The organism is Paraburkholderia sp. FW306-02-B (assembly GCF_058782725.1).
On record NZ_JBYSXZ010000002.1, the window covers coordinates 1,719,663 to 1,738,937 of the forward strand.

General features: G+C 62.9%; 17 protein-coding genes. 11 read left to right on the forward strand and 6 right to left on the reverse strand.

The window, feature by feature from the left end; translation table 11 throughout:
• Nucleotides 1-230: 230 nt before the first annotated feature.
• The 9 genes from AC3WOG_RS28895 to hutC (AC3WOG_RS28935) all read left to right on the forward strand — a co-directional run bounded on the left by AC3WOG_RS28895 (nt 231) and on the right by hutC (AC3WOG_RS28935) (nt 9,058).
• Nucleotides 231-911: a hypothetical protein gene (locus tag AC3WOG_RS28895; protein ID WP_492581236.1), complete on the forward strand. Its 681-nt coding sequence runs from the start codon at nt 231-233 to the stop codon at nt 909-911.
• Between the two features lie 531 nt (nt 912-1,442).
• Nucleotides 1,443-2,300, forward strand: coding sequence for an arylamine N-acetyltransferase family protein (locus AC3WOG_RS28900; protein ID WP_492581237.1), 858 nt, complete (start codon nt 1,443-1,445; stop codon nt 2,298-2,300).
• A 4-nt stretch (nt 2,301-2,304) separates the two neighbouring features.
• A complete protein-coding gene (locus AC3WOG_RS28905; protein WP_492581238.1) occupies nt 2,305-2,985 on the forward strand; it encodes a methyltransferase family protein in 681 nt (226 codons plus the stop codon).
• Between the two features lie 327 nt (nt 2,986-3,312).
• A complete protein-coding gene (locus AC3WOG_RS28910; protein WP_492582484.1) occupies nt 3,313-4,137 on the forward strand; it encodes a transporter substrate-binding domain-containing protein in 825 nt (274 codons plus the stop codon).
• A 100-nt stretch (nt 4,138-4,237) separates the two neighbouring features.
• The gene (locus tag AC3WOG_RS28915; protein ID WP_492581239.1) at nt 4,238-4,960 is read left to right on the forward strand and encodes an ABC transporter permease; all 723 of its coding nucleotides are present in this window, start codon (nt 4,238-4,240) and stop codon (nt 4,958-4,960) included.
• 15 nt (nt 4,961-4,975) lie between these two features.
• Complete coding sequence (locus tag AC3WOG_RS28920; protein WP_492581240.1) at nt 4,976-5,731, forward strand: ABC transporter permease; 756 nt, start codon at nt 4,976-4,978, stop codon at nt 5,729-5,731.
• Nucleotides 5,732-5,758: 27 nt separating this feature from the next.
• Nucleotides 5,759-6,550 carry an ABC transporter ATP-binding protein gene (locus AC3WOG_RS28925; RefSeq protein WP_492581241.1) on the forward strand — a complete coding sequence of 264 codons (792 nt, stop codon included), beginning with the start codon at nt 5,759-5,761 and terminating at the stop codon, nt 6,548-6,550.
• 19 nt (nt 6,551-6,569) lie between these two features.
• Nucleotides 6,570-8,243 carry an HAL/PAL/TAL family ammonia-lyase gene (locus AC3WOG_RS28930; RefSeq protein ID WP_492581242.1) on the forward strand — a complete coding sequence of 558 codons (1,674 nt, stop codon included), beginning with the start codon at nt 6,570-6,572 and terminating at the stop codon, nt 8,241-8,243.
• 131 nt (nt 8,244-8,374) lie between these two features.
• Nucleotides 8,375-9,058, forward strand: coding sequence for a histidine utilization transcriptional repressor HutC (gene hutC / locus AC3WOG_RS28935; RefSeq protein WP_492582485.1), 684 nt, complete (start codon nt 8,375-8,377; stop codon nt 9,056-9,058).
• 24 nt (nt 9,059-9,082) lie between these two features.
• Here hutC (AC3WOG_RS28935) and hutC (AC3WOG_RS28940) read toward each other — a convergent pair whose 3' ends face one another.
• The 5 genes from hutC (AC3WOG_RS28940) to AC3WOG_RS28960 form a co-directional block, all read right to left on the reverse strand.
• Nucleotides 9,083-9,886, reverse strand: a complete 804-nt coding sequence (gene hutC / locus AC3WOG_RS28940; protein ID WP_492581243.1) for a histidine utilization transcriptional repressor HutC — start codon at nt 9,884-9,886, stop codon at nt 9,083-9,085.
• 52 nt (nt 9,887-9,938) lie between these two features.
• Complete coding sequence (locus AC3WOG_RS28945) at nt 9,939-10,808, reverse strand: amino acid ABC transporter ATP-binding protein (RefSeq protein WP_492581244.1); 870 nt, start codon at nt 10,806-10,808, stop codon at nt 9,939-9,941.
• A gap of 19 nt (nt 10,809-10,827) precedes the next feature.
• On the reverse strand, nt 10,828-11,490 hold the full coding sequence (locus AC3WOG_RS28950; protein WP_492581245.1) for an amino acid ABC transporter permease: 663 nt from the start codon (nt 11,488-11,490) through the stop codon (nt 10,828-10,830).
• Nucleotides 11,491-11,517: 27 nt separating this feature from the next.
• A complete protein-coding gene (locus AC3WOG_RS28955; protein WP_492581246.1) occupies nt 11,518-12,168 on the reverse strand; it encodes an amino acid ABC transporter permease in 651 nt (216 codons plus the stop codon).
• A 72-nt stretch (nt 12,169-12,240) separates the two neighbouring features.
• Complete coding sequence (locus AC3WOG_RS28960) at nt 12,241-13,068, reverse strand: transporter substrate-binding domain-containing protein (protein ID WP_492581247.1); 828 nt, start codon at nt 13,066-13,068, stop codon at nt 12,241-12,243.
• A 295-nt stretch (nt 13,069-13,363) separates the two neighbouring features.
• Between AC3WOG_RS28960 and AC3WOG_RS28965 the strand changes: the two genes are divergently transcribed.
• Nucleotides 13,364-14,341 (forward strand): isopenicillin N synthase family dioxygenase, encoded by a 978-nt coding sequence (locus tag AC3WOG_RS28965; protein ID WP_492581248.1) that lies wholly within the window; start codon nt 13,364-13,366, stop codon nt 14,339-14,341.
• The gene (locus AC3WOG_RS28970; protein WP_492581249.1) at nt 14,338-15,750 is read left to right on the forward strand and encodes an FAD-binding oxidoreductase; all 1,413 of its coding nucleotides are present in this window, start codon (nt 14,338-14,340) and stop codon (nt 15,748-15,750) included. The genes AC3WOG_RS28965 and AC3WOG_RS28970 overlap by 4 nt, the downstream gene beginning before the upstream one ends.
• A gap of 21 nt (nt 15,751-15,771) precedes the next feature.
• Here AC3WOG_RS28970 and AC3WOG_RS28975 read toward each other — a convergent pair whose 3' ends face one another.
• A complete protein-coding gene (locus tag AC3WOG_RS28975; RefSeq protein ID WP_492581250.1) occupies nt 15,772-19,185 on the reverse strand; it encodes an alpha/beta fold hydrolase in 3,414 nt (1,137 codons plus the stop codon).
• Nucleotides 19,186-19,275: the final 90 nt, after the last annotated feature.

Sequence of the window (19,275 nt, forward strand, 5' to 3'; positions counted from 1 at the left end):
AGATCGTACGCATGCAGAATGGATGCGTCAACACAAATGAGAACGATTCGCATCAATATTACTGAGATGTAATACCGATATTTACGCACTGCTGGGAAACGGCATTTGCGCGTAATTAAAACGGAATAAATGTGTAAGGTTTTGGTATGGATTCAGTCATATCGAACGTGTGGCATGAGGGGGTGTCGAAGTGCACGAGTACCTCGGAAGACCCCTGTCAGGAGATAGATATGAAGAAACGCATGCTTTTGCTTTCGTTGCTTGCTAGTGGTGGTTTGCTGGTGAGTGGCGTATCGAACGCGCAGTTGAATCTGAAGCAGTTCGGCATAGGCGGCGACAGTTCGGCGGATGCTGGGGCGACGGCGTCATCGGGTGGTATGTCGCAGTTGCTGCAGACGTACGTCGGCGCGAACCAGCAGGTGCTGAGTGGCCAATCGAGTCTTGCCTCGGCGATGGGATTGAGCGGCGCGGCGGGCCAGGCGCAACAGGCGGCGGGATTGCTGAGTGGCGGCACGCCGTCGGTGAGTCAATTGACGCAAATGGGGGGTACGCAGCAATCGTTATCGCAGACGCTGACCCAGGCATTCGCGAATCGCGCGAGCGGCGCGGCGTTGGCGACACCGGTGAACAAGCAGGCGTTCACGGACGGCTTGTCGTCGTTAGGCAAGGGCGTGAGCCAGTATTCGAGCTTGCAGTCCGGGCTGGGCGGCATTGGCCAGATGAACCCCTCGTCGCTGTTGCAGGCGGGGATGAATCCACAGACGGCGCAGGCCGCGTCGTATATAGCGCAATCCGCGCCGGGCCAACTGCAATCGTTGATGTCGACACTGAGTTCGGCGATGCAATTCGCATCGAGCCACGGCATTAGTGTGCCGTCGATAGCGACGGCGGCGTTGAAGGGCGGGCAGTAAAACAGGTTAAACGACGGGGTTTCGCCCGGAAGGACGAGATCCCGCTAGCCGCTTTTTGAAGTGCTGCTCGGCGCGCACAGCGCGAGCCACCGGGCCGAACCAAACGTGGGCTTTTAAAACCGGCGAGCGGTTCTGTGAAGTACCGCTCCGCCGCGCGCAGCGCCGCCGGAAGTATGACTGCCTTGTCACCGCCGCGGAGTGTGCGAGAGCACAGATTCCAGATGCTCCACTGCCTCCTCCAAGCCAGGGGACCCACTTAAGAACTAGCGGTGTGAGCCGCTTTCTTTTGCCTACTTTTCTTTGCGGCCGGCAAAGAAAAGTAGGTGCTCCCCCGCACAGGGGGAACGCTAATAAACCAATAACAAAGCAAGGAAAGGCCACCACCGCAAGCAAACAACAAAAAATAAACCACTACGAAAACAAGGAAAAGCCACCACCGCAGGCGGACAACAAAAAAAGCTATGATCATCACCCAAGACCGCACCGAAGGGCAAAACCCATAAGCGCCCAGCGCCCAAAAGGACGACACCGATGTCAGACACAGTGAACCTGGACAACTACTTCACCCGCATAGGCTACAAAGGCCCGCGCGCGGCGACGCTGGAAGTGCTGCAGGAGTTGCACAAGCTCCACCCTCAAGCGATCCCATTTGAGAACCTGAACCCTCTAACGCGCCGCGCGGTAAACCTGGACATCCCATCGATAGAAGAAAAGCTGGTAACCCAAAACCGCGGCGGCTACTGCTTCGAACAAAACGCACTTTTCGCGAGCGTGCTGAAGCAATTGGGCTTCAAAATAACGCCGCTAATAGGCCGAGTCCTGTGGGGCCGCGAACCAGAAGCAATCCCTCCTCGCACGCACATGATCCTCCGCGTCGACATCGACAAAAACAACGACAACAACAAAACACCATGGATCGCCGACGTCGGCTTCGGCAGCGTGACACTAACAGCGCCCCTACGCCTGACCCCAGGCATCGCGCAGCAGACCCAGCTAGGCACCTTCCACCTCGCCGACGCGTCGCACGACGCGCTCTACCTCGAAGTGCAGGCGAGAGACAAAACCTGGTCCCGCATCTACCGCTTCGATCTGCACCCAGTCGAGTGGATCGACTACGAAACCTCCAACTGGTACACATCGACCTCACCCGATTCGATCTTCGCGAGCAACCTGATCGTCTGCCGCGTACTGGAGCAATCGCGCCTGACGCTCCTCAACGACCAGCTCAACACACGCGCCGCGGACGGCGAAATAATCAGCGAACGGCAACTCAAAACCGCAGACGAACTCGCTGCCTGCCTGCGCGATCAATTTGGCCTGAACACCGGCGACATCGACATCGCCGGCGTATTCGACCGCGTGCGCCAGCCCGCGGCGACCACCGCCTAGAACGATGATCAAGCGCCTCGTCTTCCAAACGTCGATCTCGCTGGCCGTCATGGGCGTGCTGCTGTTCGGCGCGGCGGGCACGCTCGCGTGGCCGGCCGCCGGGTGGTATCTGTTCGAGATAGGCGTGCTAAGCCTATGGATCGGCTTCTGGCTGGCGCGCCACGATCCCGGCCTGCTCGCCGAACGTCTTGCGCCGATTATGCAGGCACAACAAAGCCGCTGGGACCGCTTCTTCATGATGGTCGTCGCGCTGGTGTGGTGCAGTTGGCTGATCCTGATGGGGCTCGACGCCATGCGCTTCCATTGGTCGGCGCCGTTGCCGGTGCCGCTGGTGAGCTTCGGTTCGCTTTGCGTGTTCCTCTGCATCTTCATGTGCCGCTTCGTGTTCCGGGCGAACAGCTATGCCGCCCCGGTCGTGAAAATCCAGACAAGCCGTGGTCACAAGGTTGTCGACAGCGGCCCTTACGCGTATGTCCGTCACCCGATGTACGCCGCCGCGCTGCTGTTCTTCGTCGGCACGCCTTTGTTGCTCGGTTCGTGGTGGGGTTTCACTTGCGTGCCGCTCATGGTGATCGCTCTCGGCTGGCGTGCGGTGCGTGAAGAGCGCTTGCTGGCATCGCAACTCGACGGCTACGCCGACTACATGACCCGCGTGCGCTACCGCTTTATACCGTTCGTCTGGTAGCCGCGCGGTTGCGCCATCGCGAAGCGCATTCGATCGCTTTGCACCAACCTGTCTAGACAAAATGCACCGCGCTGACGCACGAAGCTGCGAACAGTGCACGGCCTCCATCCTTTCAATACTTCCTTAAGAGCCTTGCAAGACGGGGCGGCTAGGGGCTTACCCGATGATTCGGGCGATTTCCAGAAAATCCGCTTGCGATGGCTTTTTGACTCATGCAGACTTGTCTATACAAATTCAGCAGCAGTTAAAAAAATCCGTCTCGACGGTTTCCTCAATCAAAGGAGTTTCGACGTGAAGTTCAAGCGCACGACGTTAGCAAAAGCATTGATGGGCGCCGTCCTCGGCGCCGCGACCATTTTCGCGGCACCGGTGCAGGCGAAAGACTGGAAGACAGTGACGATCGCGCTGGAAGGCGGCTACGCGCCGTGGAACCTGACCTTGCCGGGCGGCAAGCTGGGCGGCTTCGAGCCTGAGCTGGTCGCCAACCTGTGTGCCCGCATCAAGTTGCAGTGCAACCTCGTTGCCCAGGACTGGGACGGCATGATCCCCGGTCTGCAAGCCGGCAAGTTCGACGTCCTGATGGATGCGATCTCGATCACGCCCGAGCGCGAAAAGATCATCGCGTTCTCGAAGCCTTACGCCGCCACACCCGCGACTTTCGCCGTGACTGACGCGAAAGTGTTGCCGAAGGCCGCGCCGACCGCCGCGGTCGTCAAGCTGTCGGGCGATCCGAAAACCGATCAACCGACCGTCGACGCGTTGCGCAAGCAGCTGAAGGGCAAGACAATCGGCATCCAGTCGGGCACGGTCTACACCAAATTCATCAACGACGGCTTCAAGGACGTCGCCACGATCCGCGTCTACAAGACTTCGCCCGAGCGCGATCTGGATCTGGCCAACGGCCGCATCGACGCCTCGTTCGACGACGTGACTTACTACGCCGCGAACGTCGACAAGAAAGAAACCGCATCGATCGTGATGGCGGGCCCGAAGATCGGCGGCCCGATCTGGGGCCCGGGCGAAGGTCTCGCGTTCCGCAAGCAGGACGCCGATCTGAAAGCGAAATTCGACACGGCGATCAGCGCCGCGCTCGCCGACGGCACGGTCAAGAAACTCTCCAACAAGTGGTTCAAGACCGACGTCACGCCTTGATGCGTCGTCGCGTACAGCTGTAGCGGCAGGCGCGGCGTCACGCTGCGCCTGCCGTCTGGTTCGATCCGTCGTATCCGTCGTAATGGATGAGGGGTAGGGAATGGCTCTGATAGAGATGCTCGGCTTCGGGCCGGAAGGCTGGGGCGGCGCGTTGCTGCTGGCAGCATTGATGACGGTCGCGCTGACGCTCGCGGCGCTTGCTGTCGGCGCCGTATTCGGCGCGCTTATCGCGGCGGCCAAGCTGGCGCGCTTTCGTACGCTGCGCGTCGTCGGCGATCTGTACACCACCGTGTTTCGCGGCGTGCCTGAACTGCTCGTCATCTATCTGTTCTATTTCGGCGGCTCGACGCTCGTGACCACCGTCGGCCAGTGGTTCGGCGCCGAGGGTTTTGTCGGCGTGCCGCCATTCGTGATCGGCGCGCTCGCGGTCGGCATGATTTCCGGCGCGTATCAGGCCGAGGTGTACCGCTCGGCGGTGCTCGCGGTGTCGCGCGGCGAACTCGAAGCGGCGCGCTCGATCGGCATGTCGACGCTAACGATGGCGCGCCGCATCCTGATTCCGCAGGTGCTGCGCTTCGCGTTGCCCGGCATCGGCAATGTGTGGCAATTGAGCCTGAAAGATTCGGCGCTGATTTCCGTCACCGGTCTGGCCGAACTGCTGCGTGCTAGCCAGGTCGCGGCGGGTTCCACACACCAATACTTCACGTTCTTCGTGGTGGGCGGCGCGCTGTATCTGCTGATGACCAGCATTTCGAACCGGGTCTTCAACCGTGCTGAAGCACACGTGGGCCGGTCCTTCAAGCGCAACTTCGCGCGCAACTGACGACGAGCGGACATCATGAATTTCGACTTCGATTTCCTGCTCGACACGCTGCGGCAACTGCTTGCGGCCGTGCCGACCACACTCGGGCTGTTCTTCTGTTCGTTGATTCTCGGCGGCTTGCTCTCGCTCGTGATCGTCACGATGCGCGTGTCGCCGCATTGGCTGCCGAATCGCTTTGCGCGTGCTTATATCCTGGTGTTCCGCGGCTCGCCGCTCCTGATCCAGATGTTCCTCGTGTACTACGGGATGGGCCAGTTCGGCGTGATTCGCGAGAGCTTCCTGTGGCCGGTGCTGCGCGAGCCGTATATGTGCGCGGTGCTGTCGCTCGCGTTGTGCACGGCTGGATATACCGCCGAAATCATTCGCGGCGGGTTGATGGCCGTGCCGGTCGGTCAGATCGAAGCGGGTTATTCGATCGGCCTGTCGGGCTTCGCGTTGCTGCGCCGTGTGATCGGTCCGATTGCGTTGCGTCAGTGTCTGCCCGCGTATTCGACCGAAGCGGTGCTGCTCGTCAAATCGACCGCGCTCGCGAGCCTGGTCACCGTGTGGGAAGTGACCGGCGTCGCGCAGCAGATCATTCAGCAAACGTATCGCACCACTGAAGTGTTCATCTGCGCCGCGCTGATCTATCTGTTCCTGAATTTCGTCATCGTGCGCCTGCTCGGCATGCTCGAAACGCGTCTGTCGCGCCATCTGCGCGCGGCGCCCACGCAAGCCGCACCGAGCCGCCCGGTTTCCACCACCACCGAAGCACGTCGCGCCGCGCCCTGAACGGCCGCTAATCCTGTGGAGATTCCCATGAACGCTACGGCACCCGTTGCACTGTCGGTCAAGAACATTCATAAGTCGTTCGGCGACCATCACGTGCTCAAAGGCATTTCGCTCGACGCTCATCAAGGCGACGTGATCTCGATTCTCGGCGCGAGCGGCTCAGGCAAGAGTACCTTTCTGCGCTGCCTGAATCTGCTCGAAACGCCCGACGACGGCTCGGTCGCGCTGGCCGGCGAAGAGCTGAAAATGAAGCGCCGCGGCGACGGCAAGCTGCAACCAAGCGACCGCCGCCAGGTGGACCGGGTGCGCTCGCAACTCGGCATGGTGTTTCAGAACTTCAACCTGTGGTCGCATATGACCGTGCTGGAGAATCTGATCGAAGGGCCGATGCGCGTGCAAAAACGCAGCCGTGCCGAATCGGTTGAAGAGGCCGAAGCGCTGCTCGCGAAGGTGGGCCTCGCGGAAAAGCGCGGCCACTATCCGGCGCATCTGTCGGGCGGCCAGCAGCAGCGTGTGGCGATTGCACGTGCTTTGGCCATGCATCCGAAGGTCATGCTGTTCGATGAGCCAACTTCAGCACTCGATCCGGAACTGGTCGGCGAAGTATTGCGCGTGATGCGCTCGCTCGCTGAAGAAGGCCGCACGATGCTGGTCGTGACGCACGAAATGGGTTTCGCGCGCCACGTGTCGAATCGCGTGTTGTTCCTGCATCAAGGCCAGGTGGAAGCCGACGGCACGCCCGACGAAGTCTTCGTCGAATGCAAGTCCGAGCGCTTCAGGCAATTCGTGTCGAGCCACCACGACCGCACCACTAACTGACCACCTGACGGGCAATATCATGGCCGTGATCCGTTCCGATCGTCCTCTCGACTGGCGCCAGGTGGCGGCCGTTGCCGCCGGCGAGCCGCTCGAGCTTTCCGCCGACGCCCGCGCGCGCATCGCGGCGGCGCATGTGCTTGTCGAACAGATCGTCGAGCGTGGGATTCGCGCGTACGGTGTCAATACCGGCGTCGGCGCGTTGTGCGACGTGATCGTCTCGCCGGCCGAGCAGCGCACGCTGTCGCGCAGCATTCTGATGAGCCACGCGGTTGGCGTAGGGGTGCCGCTCGGTGCCGCCGAGGCGCGCGCGATCATGGCGGCGGCCGTCAACAACTTTGCACACGGACATTCGGGGATTCGCCTCGAAGTCGCGGACCAACTCGTCGCGCTGCTCAATGCCGATTGCTTGCCCGAAGTGCCGGCGTTCGGCTCGGTCGGCTATCTGAGCCACATGGCGCATATCGCGCTGGTATGCATCGGCGAAGGCTATGTGCGCTATCGCGGCGAACGGCTCAAAGGGCGCGACGCGTTGCAACTGCTTGGCCTCGAACCGCTGGTGCTCGAAGCGAAGGAGGGCTTAAGCCTCATCAACGGCACGCCGTGCGTGACAGGTCTCGCGGCCTTGGCATTGGCGCGCGCCGAACGTTTGCTCGACTGGACCGACATGGTCGCCGCGATGAGCTTCGAGAATCTGCGTGGCCAGCTCGCCGCGTTCGATGCCGATTCGTTGGCGTTGCGCATTTCGCCCGGCTTGAACCTGGTCGGTGAACGGATGCGCACGGCGCTCGCCGACAGCGGCATTCTCGCCGCGGCGGCCGGCCAGCGCACGCAAGACCCGTTGAGCATGCGGACCATTCCGCATGTGCACGGCGCCGCGCGCGACGTGCTTGCCACGACCGCCGACGTGGTCAATCGCGAACTCGCATCGATTACCGACAACCCGATCGTCGCCGGCACGCCGGAAGCGCCGCGCGTTTATTCGCAGGCGCATGCGGTGGGCGCATCGATCGCGCTGGCGATGGACAGTCTCGCCACCGCGATCGCTCAAGTCGCGGCAATGGCCGAGCGGCGTCTGGATCGTCTGGTCAATCCGCTCGTCAGCGGCTTGCCGGCGTTTCTCGCCGAGCCGGGCGGCACCTGTTCAGGTTTCATGATCGCGCAGTACACGGCGGCGTCGCTGGTCGCGCAGAACCGGCGTCTGGCGATGCCCGCGAGCCTCGACGGCGGCATCACGTCCGCCTTGCAGGAAGACCACTTGTGCCACGCGACGCCCGCCGCGCTCAAAGCGCTGGAGATCATCGACAACGCCGGGCGCATCGTCGCGATCGAATTGCTGGCGGCGGCGCAGGCCTACGACCAGCAAACCGTCGACGCGCCGCGCGCGCCGCATACCGACGCGCTCTGGCAGCGCGTGCGCCGCGTCGTGCCGACCTATCGCGACGACCGGCCGCTTGCCGACGATATGACCATCGCGTTTCGCATGATCGCCGACGGCGCGCCGCCACCGCTGCCGAACCCGGGTAAGATGCGGCCTGCGCTTGCCACCGCTGCCGCCACCGCTGCCGCTGCTGCGGACCTGGCCGGATTGGCGAGCGTGGCCGGCTGTGCCGCCGGCGCTGCCATGGCCGTCAACGATGGCCCACCGGCGGCCCACCGGCAACCCCTACAGCTTGATTGGAGACAGTGCCGGTGAGCGGGCTTACCAGCTGGTGAACCGGCGTATTGCGTACCACCCACGAGGTCGACGTGAACAACATTACAAACGCGCAAACCGCAGACACTCAAGACCACCCAGGCCGCGGCCATGCGGCCCCCGCCAAGGCGATGCCCGCCTATGAGCAGATCAAACGCTACGTGCTCAAACGGATCAGTGAAGGGGACTGGAAACCGGGCGGGCTGATCCCGTCCGAAACGGAACTGGTCAAGGAATTCGGCGTTGCGCGCATGACAGTGTCGCGCGCGCTGCGCGAACTGACCACCGAACGTGTGCTGACGCGCGTGCAGGGATCGGGCACCTTCGTCGCGCCGCAACGCTACGAATCGACGGTACTGGAAATCCGCAATATCGCTGACGAAATCGCCGCGCGCGGGCATCGTCACTCGGCGCGCGTGCTGACGCTCGAAACCAGCGACGACCCGCAGGCGCTCGACTCACTTGGTCTCGCCGAGGGCCCGGCGTTTCACTCGTGCATCGTGCACAGCGAAGAAGGCGAGCCGATCCAGTACGAGGATCGCTACGTCAATCCAAAGGTCTTCCCCGATTACCTGCAACAGGACTTCACCGTCGAGACGCCGAATCACTACATGGTGCGGCTCGCGCCGATCCAGCGCGCGGAGTTTCGCATCTATGCGCAGAAGCCCGATGCGTATGTGCGACGGCATCTGATGATGGAAATCGGCGAGCCGTGCTTGCAGCTATGGCGCCGTACGTGGGTGGGTGAAGCGGTCGCGACCTCGGTGCAGTTGTGGCATCCGGCGTCGCGTTTCCATCTGGCGGGGAACGTTTAACGAACGCGCGCGGCGTTTGCGCCGCTAGCCTTGCCGTTGCGACATATCCGGCGAGAAGCGGCAACCCAGCCGATACCGCGAGCCCGGATGCACGAACCGCGCGAACGTCACCGCGACGCCGCTCGTCCAGGTGCGGCGCATGAGCGTCAGGCACGGTTCCTCTGCGCGAATCTCCAGCAACTCGGCTTCGGCGCGCGTCGGCAAACCCGCATCGACGACATGCTCGACGTCATGCGCCGGCACGATATCGTACAGATACTCCGACGGCCGGATCGCCGCGAAATCCTGCTGCAGAAAATCCGGCGCGATCGCCGGATTGACGTAGCGGTCTTCCAGCTGCACCGGCAAGCCGTTCTCGCGATGTACGCAGATCACATGAAATACGGAAGCACCCGGCGCGAGGCCTAACGCGTTCGACACCGTCACCGGCGCGGTTTCGCGTTGCGCCAGCACGGTGTCGTAGCTGTATTCATGGCCGCGCGAGCGGATCTCGTCGCCGATATGGGCGATCATCAGCAGCGTCGATTGCGGCTTGGTTTGCGCGACAAAAGTGCCGACGCCGGATACGCGTGTGACGAGGCCTTCGTCGGCGAGTTCGCGCAGCGCGCGATTGACCGTCATGCGCGATACGCCTAGCGTCGCGACCAGGTCGAGTTCGGAAGGCAGACGGTCGCCCGCTTGCCGCGCACCCGACTCGATGATCTGGCGAATATGGCTTTTGACCTGCTCGTAGCGCGCAGCCGGCGCATCGGATGTCACGCGCGCGGTTTTCATCGCCGCGGCAGGAAGCGGCTTGTCGTGAGCTTTGCTGCGAACAGTAGCGGACATCGGCGGCCCTCGCGCTACAGTCCGTGTGAGGCGGTGGCCAACACGAGCGCGCTCATACCGGCTCCGCCTCGTCGGGACCGCGCGCCCAGAAGGCGTTGCGGTCGAAGTAGTTTTGCAGGAACTGCCGCAATCGCGGTTGCCCGGCATCGTGAAAGACTTCGCGTGGCTTGCCCTGGACGGCGATGCGCCCCTGGTCGATGAACATGACCTTGTCGGCGACTTGCGCGGCAAAGCCCATTTCGTGTGTGACCACCGCCATCGTCATGCCGTCGCGCGCGAGTTGCTTCATCACTTGCAGCACTTCGCCGACCAGTTCCGGGTCGAGCGCCGAGGTCGGCTCGTCGAACAGCATGATGTGCGGCTCCATCGCCAGCGCGCGTGCAATCGCGACGCGCTGTTGCTGGCCACCCGAGAGTTTCGAAGGATACGCATCGCCCTTGTGCGCGAGGCCGACCGTTTCCAGCATCGCGTCGGCGCGGCGGCGTGCTTCGTCGCGCGATAGATGACGCACGCGCAGCAGCGCTTCCATCACGTTGCCGAGCGCCGTCATGTGCGGCCATAGATTGAACTGCTGAAACACCATGCCGACGTTGCGCCGCACGCGATTGATTTCGCTTTGCGACGCTCGCGCGCGTTTGCCGTTGCGCTCGCTATAGCCGAGCAGTTCGCCTTCGATGCGCACGTCGCCCTGGTCGTAGGTTTCGAGCGCGGCGAGGCAGCGCAGCAGCGTACTCTTACCCGAGCCCGACGGTCCGATGATGCAGACCACTTCGGAACGGGCGATCTCGAGATCCACACCGCGCAGCACTTCGACTTCGCCAAAGCGTTTGCGCAAGTCGCGCACTTCGATCAGCGGCGTGCCGGGCGGCGTATCGACGGCAGCGGTGGACGTGGAGGAGGGCATGTCGGCGATGGCGTTCATAGGGTGGTCCGGATTCCGTTCATGCCATGAAGCGCGCGATGCGGGCCTCGGCCCACATGCCGGCGCGCGAAGTCAGCTCGACCAGCGCCAGATAGCACACGCACAGCGCCAGCAGCGTTTCGACGAAAGCGAAGGTAGCCGAGCCGATGCCGGTCAGCACGAACGTGAGTTCGGGCACGGTGACGATCGACAGCACCGCGGTTTCCTTGCTCAGCACGATGATCAGATTGGTCAGCGCCGGCACGATCAGCACCAGCATTTGCGGCAGCTGGATGCGCAGTACGGCTTGCCAGCGCGTGAGTCCGAGGCAGGACGCCGCTTCGAGATGTCCCGGCGGCACCGATTGGAAACCGGAGCGGAATGCTTCGGCGAAATATGCGCTGCCGTACAGGCCGAGGCCGAGCACGCCGGCCGTCATCGGTTCGAGCGTGAGGCCGATTGAAGGGCCGCCGTAGTACAACAAAAACAGTTGCACCAGAAACGGCGTGCCGCGAAATACTTCGATATAAAAGCGTAGAGCGCCGCGCACCCAGCGTCCGCAAAAGAGTTGCAGCACGGCGATCAGAAAGCCGATCAGAATGCCGATCGCGACGCCCGCGGTCCACGTGCCGAGCGTCGTCGCAAGACCGGCGGCGATCGGTTGAAGATTGTGCGTGATGACGGTGGGGTCGAGCTTTTGCATGGCTTGGTGTCAACGTCCGGCTTGGGCTCAGGCGTGCTGCAAACGATATTCGGCGGCATGCGCAATGAGCGCGAGCGCACCGCAGATCACGAAGTAAATCAGCCCCGCAGCAAGGTACGCTTCGAGCGGTCGATAAGTACTGGCCGCGATGTTCTGCGCGGTGCGCGTCAACTCGGCGACACCCACCACCGAGATCAACGACGACGCCTTGATCAGCAGCACCATTTCATTGACGAGCGACGGCAGCGTCAGACGAAAAGCTTGCGGCACCAGAATCCGCCGCAGCATATCGAACGGTGAAAGCCCGAGCATGCGAGCGGCTTCGATATGGCCCGGCGGGATGCTGAGAAAACCACCGCGCAGAATCTCGGCGATGTATGACGCAGAACATAGCGACACGGCGCTGATCGCCGCGACCACCGGCGACACATTGATCCCGGCGAACGGCAGCAGGTAATACACGAGCAGCAGTTGCACCAGCATCGGCACGCCGCGAAAGAAGAACACATAGGCGCCGCCGAACATGCGCGCCGCGCGCTTCACGGAAAGCCGCGCCGCGCACACGCCGATCGCGACGAAGAAGCCGATCACGAGGCCCGTCAGCGAAATGCCGATGGTGGCGAGCGCCGCACGCAATAGCAGCGGCAAGCCCTGGGCGAAGACGGTCGTGCTGAACATAAGCGTCGCACTCGCTAGAACGGGGAGGGCGATGCGGCTCGCCAAGACGCCCGCATCGCGTGCATCAAGACATCAGTAATTCGGCGTGGGCATCGTAGTCGGTGCGTCCATCGCGACGCCGAACCATTTCTTCTGCAAGGTCGCGAGACGTCCGTCGTTGTGCATTTTCACGAGCGCGGCGTTGAAGGCATCGGCAAGCGGCTTACTGTCCGCGTCTTTACGCAGGCAGTAGGCAAAGTACACTTTCGCGCCGAACGGCGGCTGCACGACCGCGAACGTTTCCGGACGCTGCTTGGCGACATAGGCGATGTTGGTCATCGAGTTCGCGACTGCCGCAATGCGGCCGGCGGCCAGATCGGCATAGGCCTGATTGTTGTCGACGTATTCGCGGATTTCAGGCGGCTTCGGCAAGGTGGTGACGTAGCTCTTCAGCTGGTCGAGTTGCGCCGAGCCTTTGCCCGCGCCGACCGTCTTGCCGGCGATGTCCGACGATTGCTTGACCGACGTATCGTTCGCGCGCTTGAGCAGCGCGTCGGTGGCGTCCGCGATCGGCAGCGTGTACGTGTAGCGCTCCATGCGCGCCTTGGTCACCGTCAGCGGACCGCCGACCATATCGAACTTGCCCGCTTCGAGACCCGGCAGCACGCTCGGCCATGGCAAGTCGATGAAGCGTACCTTCACGCCCATTTCCTTGCCGACCTCGGCGAATAGATCCTTGTTGAAGCCCGCTTGCTGGCCGTTTTCGAGGAAGTCGAAGGGCGCGAATTGCATCTCGGTGCCGACCACCAGTTCGCCGGCTTTCTTCACTTTGGCGAGCTGGTCTTCAGCGTGGGCGCTGACGCTTGCCGCGCACAACGCCAGCATGACCAAACGACACTTCCAGCCTGCAAGGATGCTCATGGGATTCTCCGGTTGGCAAAGCGGTGTCGCGCGCAAGCGGCTCATAAGACGGGCTCGGCGCGAGTCATGCGATGCAGTATATACCGCAGTTTTCCTGCGAAATAAATAAACACGCGAGTAGAGAAAAGCCCTTACTTGAAGCGTTGCGACGTCACTTGCGGGTGTGCTTTTGGCGGTATATACAACTGGGGTACAGGAGGCGCGCGCCGCTATGACGAGTTTATCGAGCGTGGTTGGCAAGCCTCTTTCGTCAGTTGAACAGGCCGGCCCTTCAAGGACTTCAGGGAGCTAAGCGATGCCCGTGACCCGTATTCCGATCATCGATCTCGCCGGCGTTCGCGCCGGCGATCCGCAAGCTTTGCAGCGCGTGGCCCATGAAATCCGCGAAGCGTGCACGACGATCGGCTTTTTCTACATCGTCAATCACGGCGTGCCGCAAGCTTCGATCGATGCGGCCGAACAGGCGGCGCGCACGTTCTTCGCGTTTCCGGTGGAGACCAAGCGGCGCGCGGCGGTGAATCAAAGGCATCGCGGTTTCAACGCGCTCGGCGACGCGACCATGTATCAGGCGAAGCGCCCCGACTATAAGGAGTTCTTCAGCATCGGACTGGAGTTGCCCGAGGACGATCCCGATGTGCTCGCCGGCCAGGCGCTGCGCGGGCCGAACAACTGGCCGGACTTCATGCCTGAATTGCGTCCCGCGCTCTATGGCTATTACGAAGCGGTGGCGACATGCGGCGCCGATCTGCTGCGGGCGGTGGCGGTAAGCCTGGGCGTCGACGAGCATTTCTTCGCGCCGCGCTACACGAAGCGGATGCAGCGCACGCAGATGGTCTACTATCCGCCGCAGCCGCCCCAATCGGACGCCGATCAGTTCGGCGTCGCGCCGCATACCGACTACGGCTGCATCACGTTGTTGTGGCAGGATCAGGTGGGCGGCTTGCAGGTGCGCGAAATCGCCAACGATACGTGGGTCGAGGCGCCGCCGATCGAAGGCAGCTTCGTGGTGAACGTCGGCGATCTGCTGGCGCGCTGGACCAACGACCGGTTCCGCTCGACGCTGCATCGCGTGATCAATGCATCGGGGCGCGAGCGCTATTCGATTGCGACATTCTATGATCCGACTTACGGCGCGACGGTCGATCCGCGCGAACTCGGCACGAGCGACGCCGACCTCAAGTATCAACCGGTCGCCGCGGGCGACTACATCCTCGGGCGCATCAACGATTCGATGGGTTATCGGAAGAAGGTAGCACAGGGAACGACTGCATGACGGATAACGACATGGGAAACAGCGCAGCACCGCTTGGCGCGACGCTCGACGCGTTGCGCGCCGCGCTAGGTGACGACGCGGTGCGCGTCGGCGAGCAGATCGGCGAACGCGCGCTGACCGACTGGACGCGCCACGATCCGACACGCCCCGCAGCGCTGCTCTTGCCGCGCAGCACGGCAGAAGTCTCGCGCGCGCTGGCCATCTGCCACGCGGCGCATCAACCCGTGGTGCCGCAGGGCGGCATGACCGGCCTCGCCGGCGGCGCGATCGCGCGCGCCACCGATATCGCGCTGTCGCTCGAACGTTTACGCGGTATCGAAGAAATCGATGCCGCCTCGGCCACGCTGACGGTGCGCGCCGGCACCACCTTGCAAACCGCGCAGGAAGCCGCCGCCGAGGCGGGCTTCGAACTCACGCTCGATCTGGGCGCGCGCGGCTCGTGCCAGATCGGCGGCAATCTGGCCACCAACGCGGGCGGCAATCGCGTGATCCAGTCGGGCACCGCGCGCGATCAGGTGCTCGGGCTGGAAGTCGTGCTGGCGAACGGCGACGTGCTGACGTCGCTGGGCAAGATGGTCAAGAACAACACCGGCTACGACCTGAAACACTGGTTCATCGGTTCGGAAGGCACACTTGGCGTGATTACGCGCGCGGTGTTGCGGCTGCATCCGCCACGCACGGCGCGGCACACGGCGCTGGTCGCACTCGACGATTACGATGCCGCGGTGAACCTGCTGCGCCGCTTGTCGACGCGCTTTGGCAACGACATCGGCGCGTTCGAGATCATGTGGCCGGATTTCTACGATTTCGGCGTGAAGCTGACGGGCGCGCGTTCGCCGTTCGCAGACGTACACCCGCTTTATGCACTGATCGAACACGCGAGCTTCGACGTTAGAGACGACGGCGAACGCTTCTCCGCCGCGTTGACCGAAGCGCTCGACGCGCAGGCGATTCGCGACGCCGTGATCGCGCAATCGGTCGCCGACGTACGGGCGTTATGGGCGATTCGCGAATGCACCGCGGAGTTTCCGGTGCGGCTGGACGCGATCAACTTCGATGTGAGCTTGCCGATCGGCGAGATCGGCGCCTTCGTCGACCGTTGCCGCGCGGCGCTCGATCAGCGCTGGCCGGGCAACGAATCGTATTTCTTCGGCCATATCGGCGATTCGAATCTGCATGTCACGGTCGACGGCCATTCGATACCGGGCGTCGAGCATCACGCGGTCTATGCGTTCGTCTACGAGATGCTCGGGCCGCTCCATGGTTCGGTGTCGGCGGAACACGGGATCGGTTTGCTCAAGCGGGAGTTCTTGCCGATATCGCGTTCGCCTGCCGAGCTGGCCGCGATGGCCGCGATCAAACATGCGCTGGACCCGCACGGCATTCTGAATCCGGGCAAGCTGTTCTGAGCGTGGCCGTGCGCGCGCGGCTCAATGCGCGTCCAGATACCTCGCGATCACCGGATAAACATCCACTGCCGCGTTCTTGCCGAATATGCAGTCGATGTGCCCGTAGCCGGGAATCAGATGCCGCTCATACGGCTGTTCAGGGAAACGCTCGACGAGCATGTCATAGGTAATCTGGGTGCTTTTCGGCAAATAGGTTTCGTTTTTATCGCCATGGATGAAACCGATCGGCAGGCGCATGCCCTCGAGCCCCTTCATGCCGTTCATCCCCCCGAGGTAGACGTCTTTCCCGGCGGCGTCGACCACCTTGCCCGCCCGCACCATGGCGGCCAGATGCTTGAACACCTCGACGTCATGCACGCCGAGCAGTTCCTGCAGATTCGAATGAAGCGTCTCGCTCAATTGTTCGTGTTCGTAGAGCAAGCCGTAAAGGAAGGTCGCACGATGACAGATGGGATTGCCGCAGCCCTGTTTGTGGTTGAGCGGGTAGAACTTCAACGCTTCATCGAGCAGGTTGTGGGGCCACTTCTCGTGCTGCGTGTACGCGCTCAGGTCGAGCACGCCGAGATGCTCCATGATGTCCGGTATATGCAGGCCGCACTTGATGCGTTCCAGCGTGCCCGGCACCGGATGCGCCGATACTTGCGAGATGACCGCCGAGCGCACGCCCTCGAGGCCGTACAGCAACGACATGCTCAATGCCAGCCCACCCATGCAGTGGCCCAGCGCCTGAATTTTTGGCGCGCCGGTCCACTCCCGCACTTTCGCGACGGCGGCCGGAATGTCCTCGCGAGCGACCTTGTCTACGTTGGTCGGCACCAGCACGCTCGGCATTTCGATGCTGACGCGCAGATCGACGAGCCACACGTCGTAGCCGGCCGCGCAGAGATATTCCACCAGGTTGGTCGCGACCAGATCGGTGGAATAGATCCGGCTCGAGACACCCGAGCCGTGGATCAGCAGCAACGGACGCGCCGCTTGGTTGGCGCTGTCGACGTAGCGCGTGAGCCTCAGTTGCGTCTTGTCGGGCGTGTCGAAAAAGAAGACTTGCGGCGCCGGCGCACGCAGTGCCCGCTTCAAACGCGGTGACATCTTCGGGTCAAAAAACTGCAGGGGCGCGGCTACGCCGCCGTATTCGGCGAACAGCACACCCGCGAAAAACTTGCCGAACTTCAAGGTCCATTCGAGGCGCGTCTTCAGGTCAGGTGCGTTGGTGACTTCCAGCGTGCGCTGCTGTTTGAGGAAGTTCTCCGGCGTGATGATCAGCGTCGCTTTGCCGGACACCGACGCATCGGCTTGTGGCGACTCGCGAATCTCGGCGTATAACGTGTTGGTCTGTTCCCACAGATTGATCGGCGACGTGCGCGTGATGATCTTTCGCCCAGTCAGGTAGTACGTCTTGCCTTCGGTGGCATTGAGCGTCATGCGGTAGTTCATGTCACGCTGATCCACGTCCGGTTGATCGACGACAAAAAGGTTGAAGGTGCCGTCGGTGATCGTCATGGGTTGCGCGGAAAGCGCGGGGCAGGTCAGCGTGCCGGCCGTGCGCGCCTCGTGTTGCGGATTGTTCAGCATGTCGGCCAGATCGTCCGATTCGACGGTCAACGTGAACTTGATCGGGCTCGTAGCAACTGCGCCGCCCGCGACCGTCGGCGTATACGTGCCGACCATCGTTTCAGTGAAACGCAGGCCGATTTTGCTGGGCGGCGGCGTGGCGGCGTCCCCCTGGGACTCGTAGTCGATGTGCCAGTCGTGCGACGCCGCGAGCAACGCGCAATTGCGCTCGGCAAGCGCGGAGATCGTCAGCAGCGGATTGACCCCGAGCGACATCGGCATCACCGCGCCGTCCATCACATAGAGACCTTCGTGCACCGCCTTGCCCGCGTCGCCGCTGAACACGCGGCCCGCGTGGTCGACTACGCCGTGCTCCGCGTCTTCGCCCATCCCGCAACCGCCGAGCGGATGCACGGTGACGACGCGGTTGCCGGCCATATCGGCGGAAATCGGATTGCGCAGGAAGTCGCCGCCAAGCGGCGCTGTCGAGTCGATGAGGGTCTTTTCGACCGTCTCGAAGATCGGCTGCTTGCCGGCGTTCGGCCAATGGATGCGCGGACTGCCTTTTTCATCCACGCGAATCTGGCCGCTCTCGTCGTCATGCGCCATCACGAGGTAAGTTTGCGTGTGGTTGAGCGCGCCGTGGTAGGGCCCGTGCAGGAGACTCTCGATCACGCGCGCGGGCGCGCCGAGTGGTTCGTCCGCTGGCCGCGGCGCGGGAATGTCCACGCCTTCGAGTGGCGCGGCGCCACCGAGCACGCCGATCATCGCCACGCCGATCGGTCCGGCGAGCGAGCCTTCTTCGATCACGAAGCCGTCTTTTACGTCTTTAGTGTTGCGATGGTCGATGATGCCGGTGATGGTCGGCCCGACTGGCGCAATCTCGCCCGCCGTGTGCGCGCCCCAGCCGACGCCGTTGATCACCTGGTCGGTGTTGTACGCGAAGGCGAGTACGTCGCCATTCCCGGTGAAGTGTTCGCCGAGTTGCTTCGACAGCGGCAGCCCGGCCTTGCTGGAGCGCAACAGGAGCGCGGTGGAACCGATGGTGCCGGCCGCCACGATCACGATATCGGCGCTGATGAACATGTCGGGCGCGCCATAGCTTTCGCGGCCGAGACTAACCAGTTGATAGTTCACGATCCATTTCTGCGTGTCTTTGTCGCGCACCACCGAATGCACCGCGGCGCCCGTGAAAATCTGCGCGCCGTGCGCGACCGCATCGGGCAGATAGTTCATGTGGGTCGAATTCTTCGCGTCGTAGTTGCAGCCCGAATTGCAATCGCCGCAGCCGACGCAGCGGTTTTGATCGACGCCCGCCGCGTTCTTGCCGGTCTTGAAAGTAACGGTGATCGGCGGCCGGTAGAAGCGGTCCTGCATACCGAGCGCTTGCGCCGATTGTTCGAGCGCCTGCAGTTTCGGCAGCGGCGGATAATCGTCGGGCACCGGCGACGGTTGCAGCATCGCGCGGGCAAGCGTGTAGCCGCTGTCGCGCCCTGCCTTGTCACCACGCAGCGCGGCCGGCCAGCGCGGATCGTCCCACAGACGCGGATCGGCTTCGAGCGCGACGTTCGCGTTGATCAGCGAAGTGCCGCCCAGCCCGCAGCCAACCACCGCATTCACTTCGGAATTCACGTGCACTTCGAGCAGTGCGAGCGGCGAGCCGATCTGCGCGAGGCTGGTGTTGTATTGCACCTGCGCGGCGCCTTCGAGCGGTGTGCGCGGAAATTCGCCGGCCATGAATTCCCGTCCGCGCTCCAGCACGCACACCTGACGCCCGGCGCGCGCCATGCGGCTGGCGGCAATCGCGCCGCCATAGCCCGAACCCACGACCACGACTTCGTAATGCGGCTGCAGCGCCGTCATGGCGCTCGATAAGCGGTTCATCACGACCACCTCGTCAGGAGTTGGAGCCGGGTGGGGGAGCCCGGAGTTCGGAAGGAAGACGGTGCGCGGCCGCTGGTTTTTTATCGTAGG

Excerpts from the sequence above, each read along its gene's own strand:
- AC3WOG_RS28895 (WP_492581236.1), top strand. The coding sequence starts at position 231 with ATGAAGAAACGCATGCTTTTGCTTTCGTTGCTTGCTAGTGGTGGTTTG.
- AC3WOG_RS28900 (WP_492581237.1), top strand. The coding sequence starts at position 1,443 with ATGTCAGACACAGTGAACCTGGACAACTACTTCACCCGCATAGGCTAC.
- AC3WOG_RS28905 (WP_492581238.1), top strand. The coding sequence starts at position 2,305 with ATGATCAAGCGCCTCGTCTTCCAAACGTCGATCTCGCTGGCCGTCATG.
- AC3WOG_RS28910 (WP_492582484.1), top strand. The coding sequence starts at position 3,313 with ATGGGCGCCGTCCTCGGCGCCGCGACCATTTTCGCGGCACCGGTGCAG.
- AC3WOG_RS28915 (WP_492581239.1), top strand. The coding sequence starts at position 4,238 with ATGGCTCTGATAGAGATGCTCGGCTTCGGGCCGGAAGGCTGGGGCGGC.
- AC3WOG_RS28920 (WP_492581240.1), top strand. The coding sequence starts at position 4,976 with ATGAATTTCGACTTCGATTTCCTGCTCGACACGCTGCGGCAACTGCTT.
- AC3WOG_RS28925 (WP_492581241.1), top strand. The coding sequence starts at position 5,759 with ATGAACGCTACGGCACCCGTTGCACTGTCGGTCAAGAACATTCATAAG.
- AC3WOG_RS28930 (WP_492581242.1), top strand. The coding sequence starts at position 6,570 with ATGGCCGTGATCCGTTCCGATCGTCCTCTCGACTGGCGCCAGGTGGCG.
- hutC (WP_492582485.1), top strand. The coding sequence starts at position 8,375 with ATGCCCGCCTATGAGCAGATCAAACGCTACGTGCTCAAACGGATCAGT.
- hutC (WP_492581243.1), bottom strand. The coding sequence starts at position 9,886 with ATGTCCGCTACTGTTCGCAGCAAAGCTCACGACAAGCCGCTTCCTGCC.
- AC3WOG_RS28945 (WP_492581244.1), bottom strand. The coding sequence starts at position 10,808 with ATGAACGCCATCGCCGACATGCCCTCCTCCACGTCCACCGCTGCCGTC.
- AC3WOG_RS28950 (WP_492581245.1), bottom strand. The coding sequence starts at position 11,490 with ATGCAAAAGCTCGACCCCACCGTCATCACGCACAATCTTCAACCGATC.
- AC3WOG_RS28955 (WP_492581246.1), bottom strand. The coding sequence starts at position 12,168 with ATGTTCAGCACGACCGTCTTCGCCCAGGGCTTGCCGCTGCTATTGCGT.
- AC3WOG_RS28960 (WP_492581247.1), bottom strand. The coding sequence starts at position 13,068 with ATGAGCATCCTTGCAGGCTGGAAGTGTCGTTTGGTCATGCTGGCGTTG.
- AC3WOG_RS28965 (WP_492581248.1), top strand. The coding sequence starts at position 13,364 with ATGCCCGTGACCCGTATTCCGATCATCGATCTCGCCGGCGTTCGCGCC.
- AC3WOG_RS28970 (WP_492581249.1), top strand. The coding sequence starts at position 14,338 with ATGACGGATAACGACATGGGAAACAGCGCAGCACCGCTTGGCGCGACG.
- AC3WOG_RS28975 (WP_492581250.1), bottom strand. The coding sequence starts at position 19,185 with ATGAACCGCTTATCGAGCGCCATGACGGCGCTGCAGCCGCATTACGAA.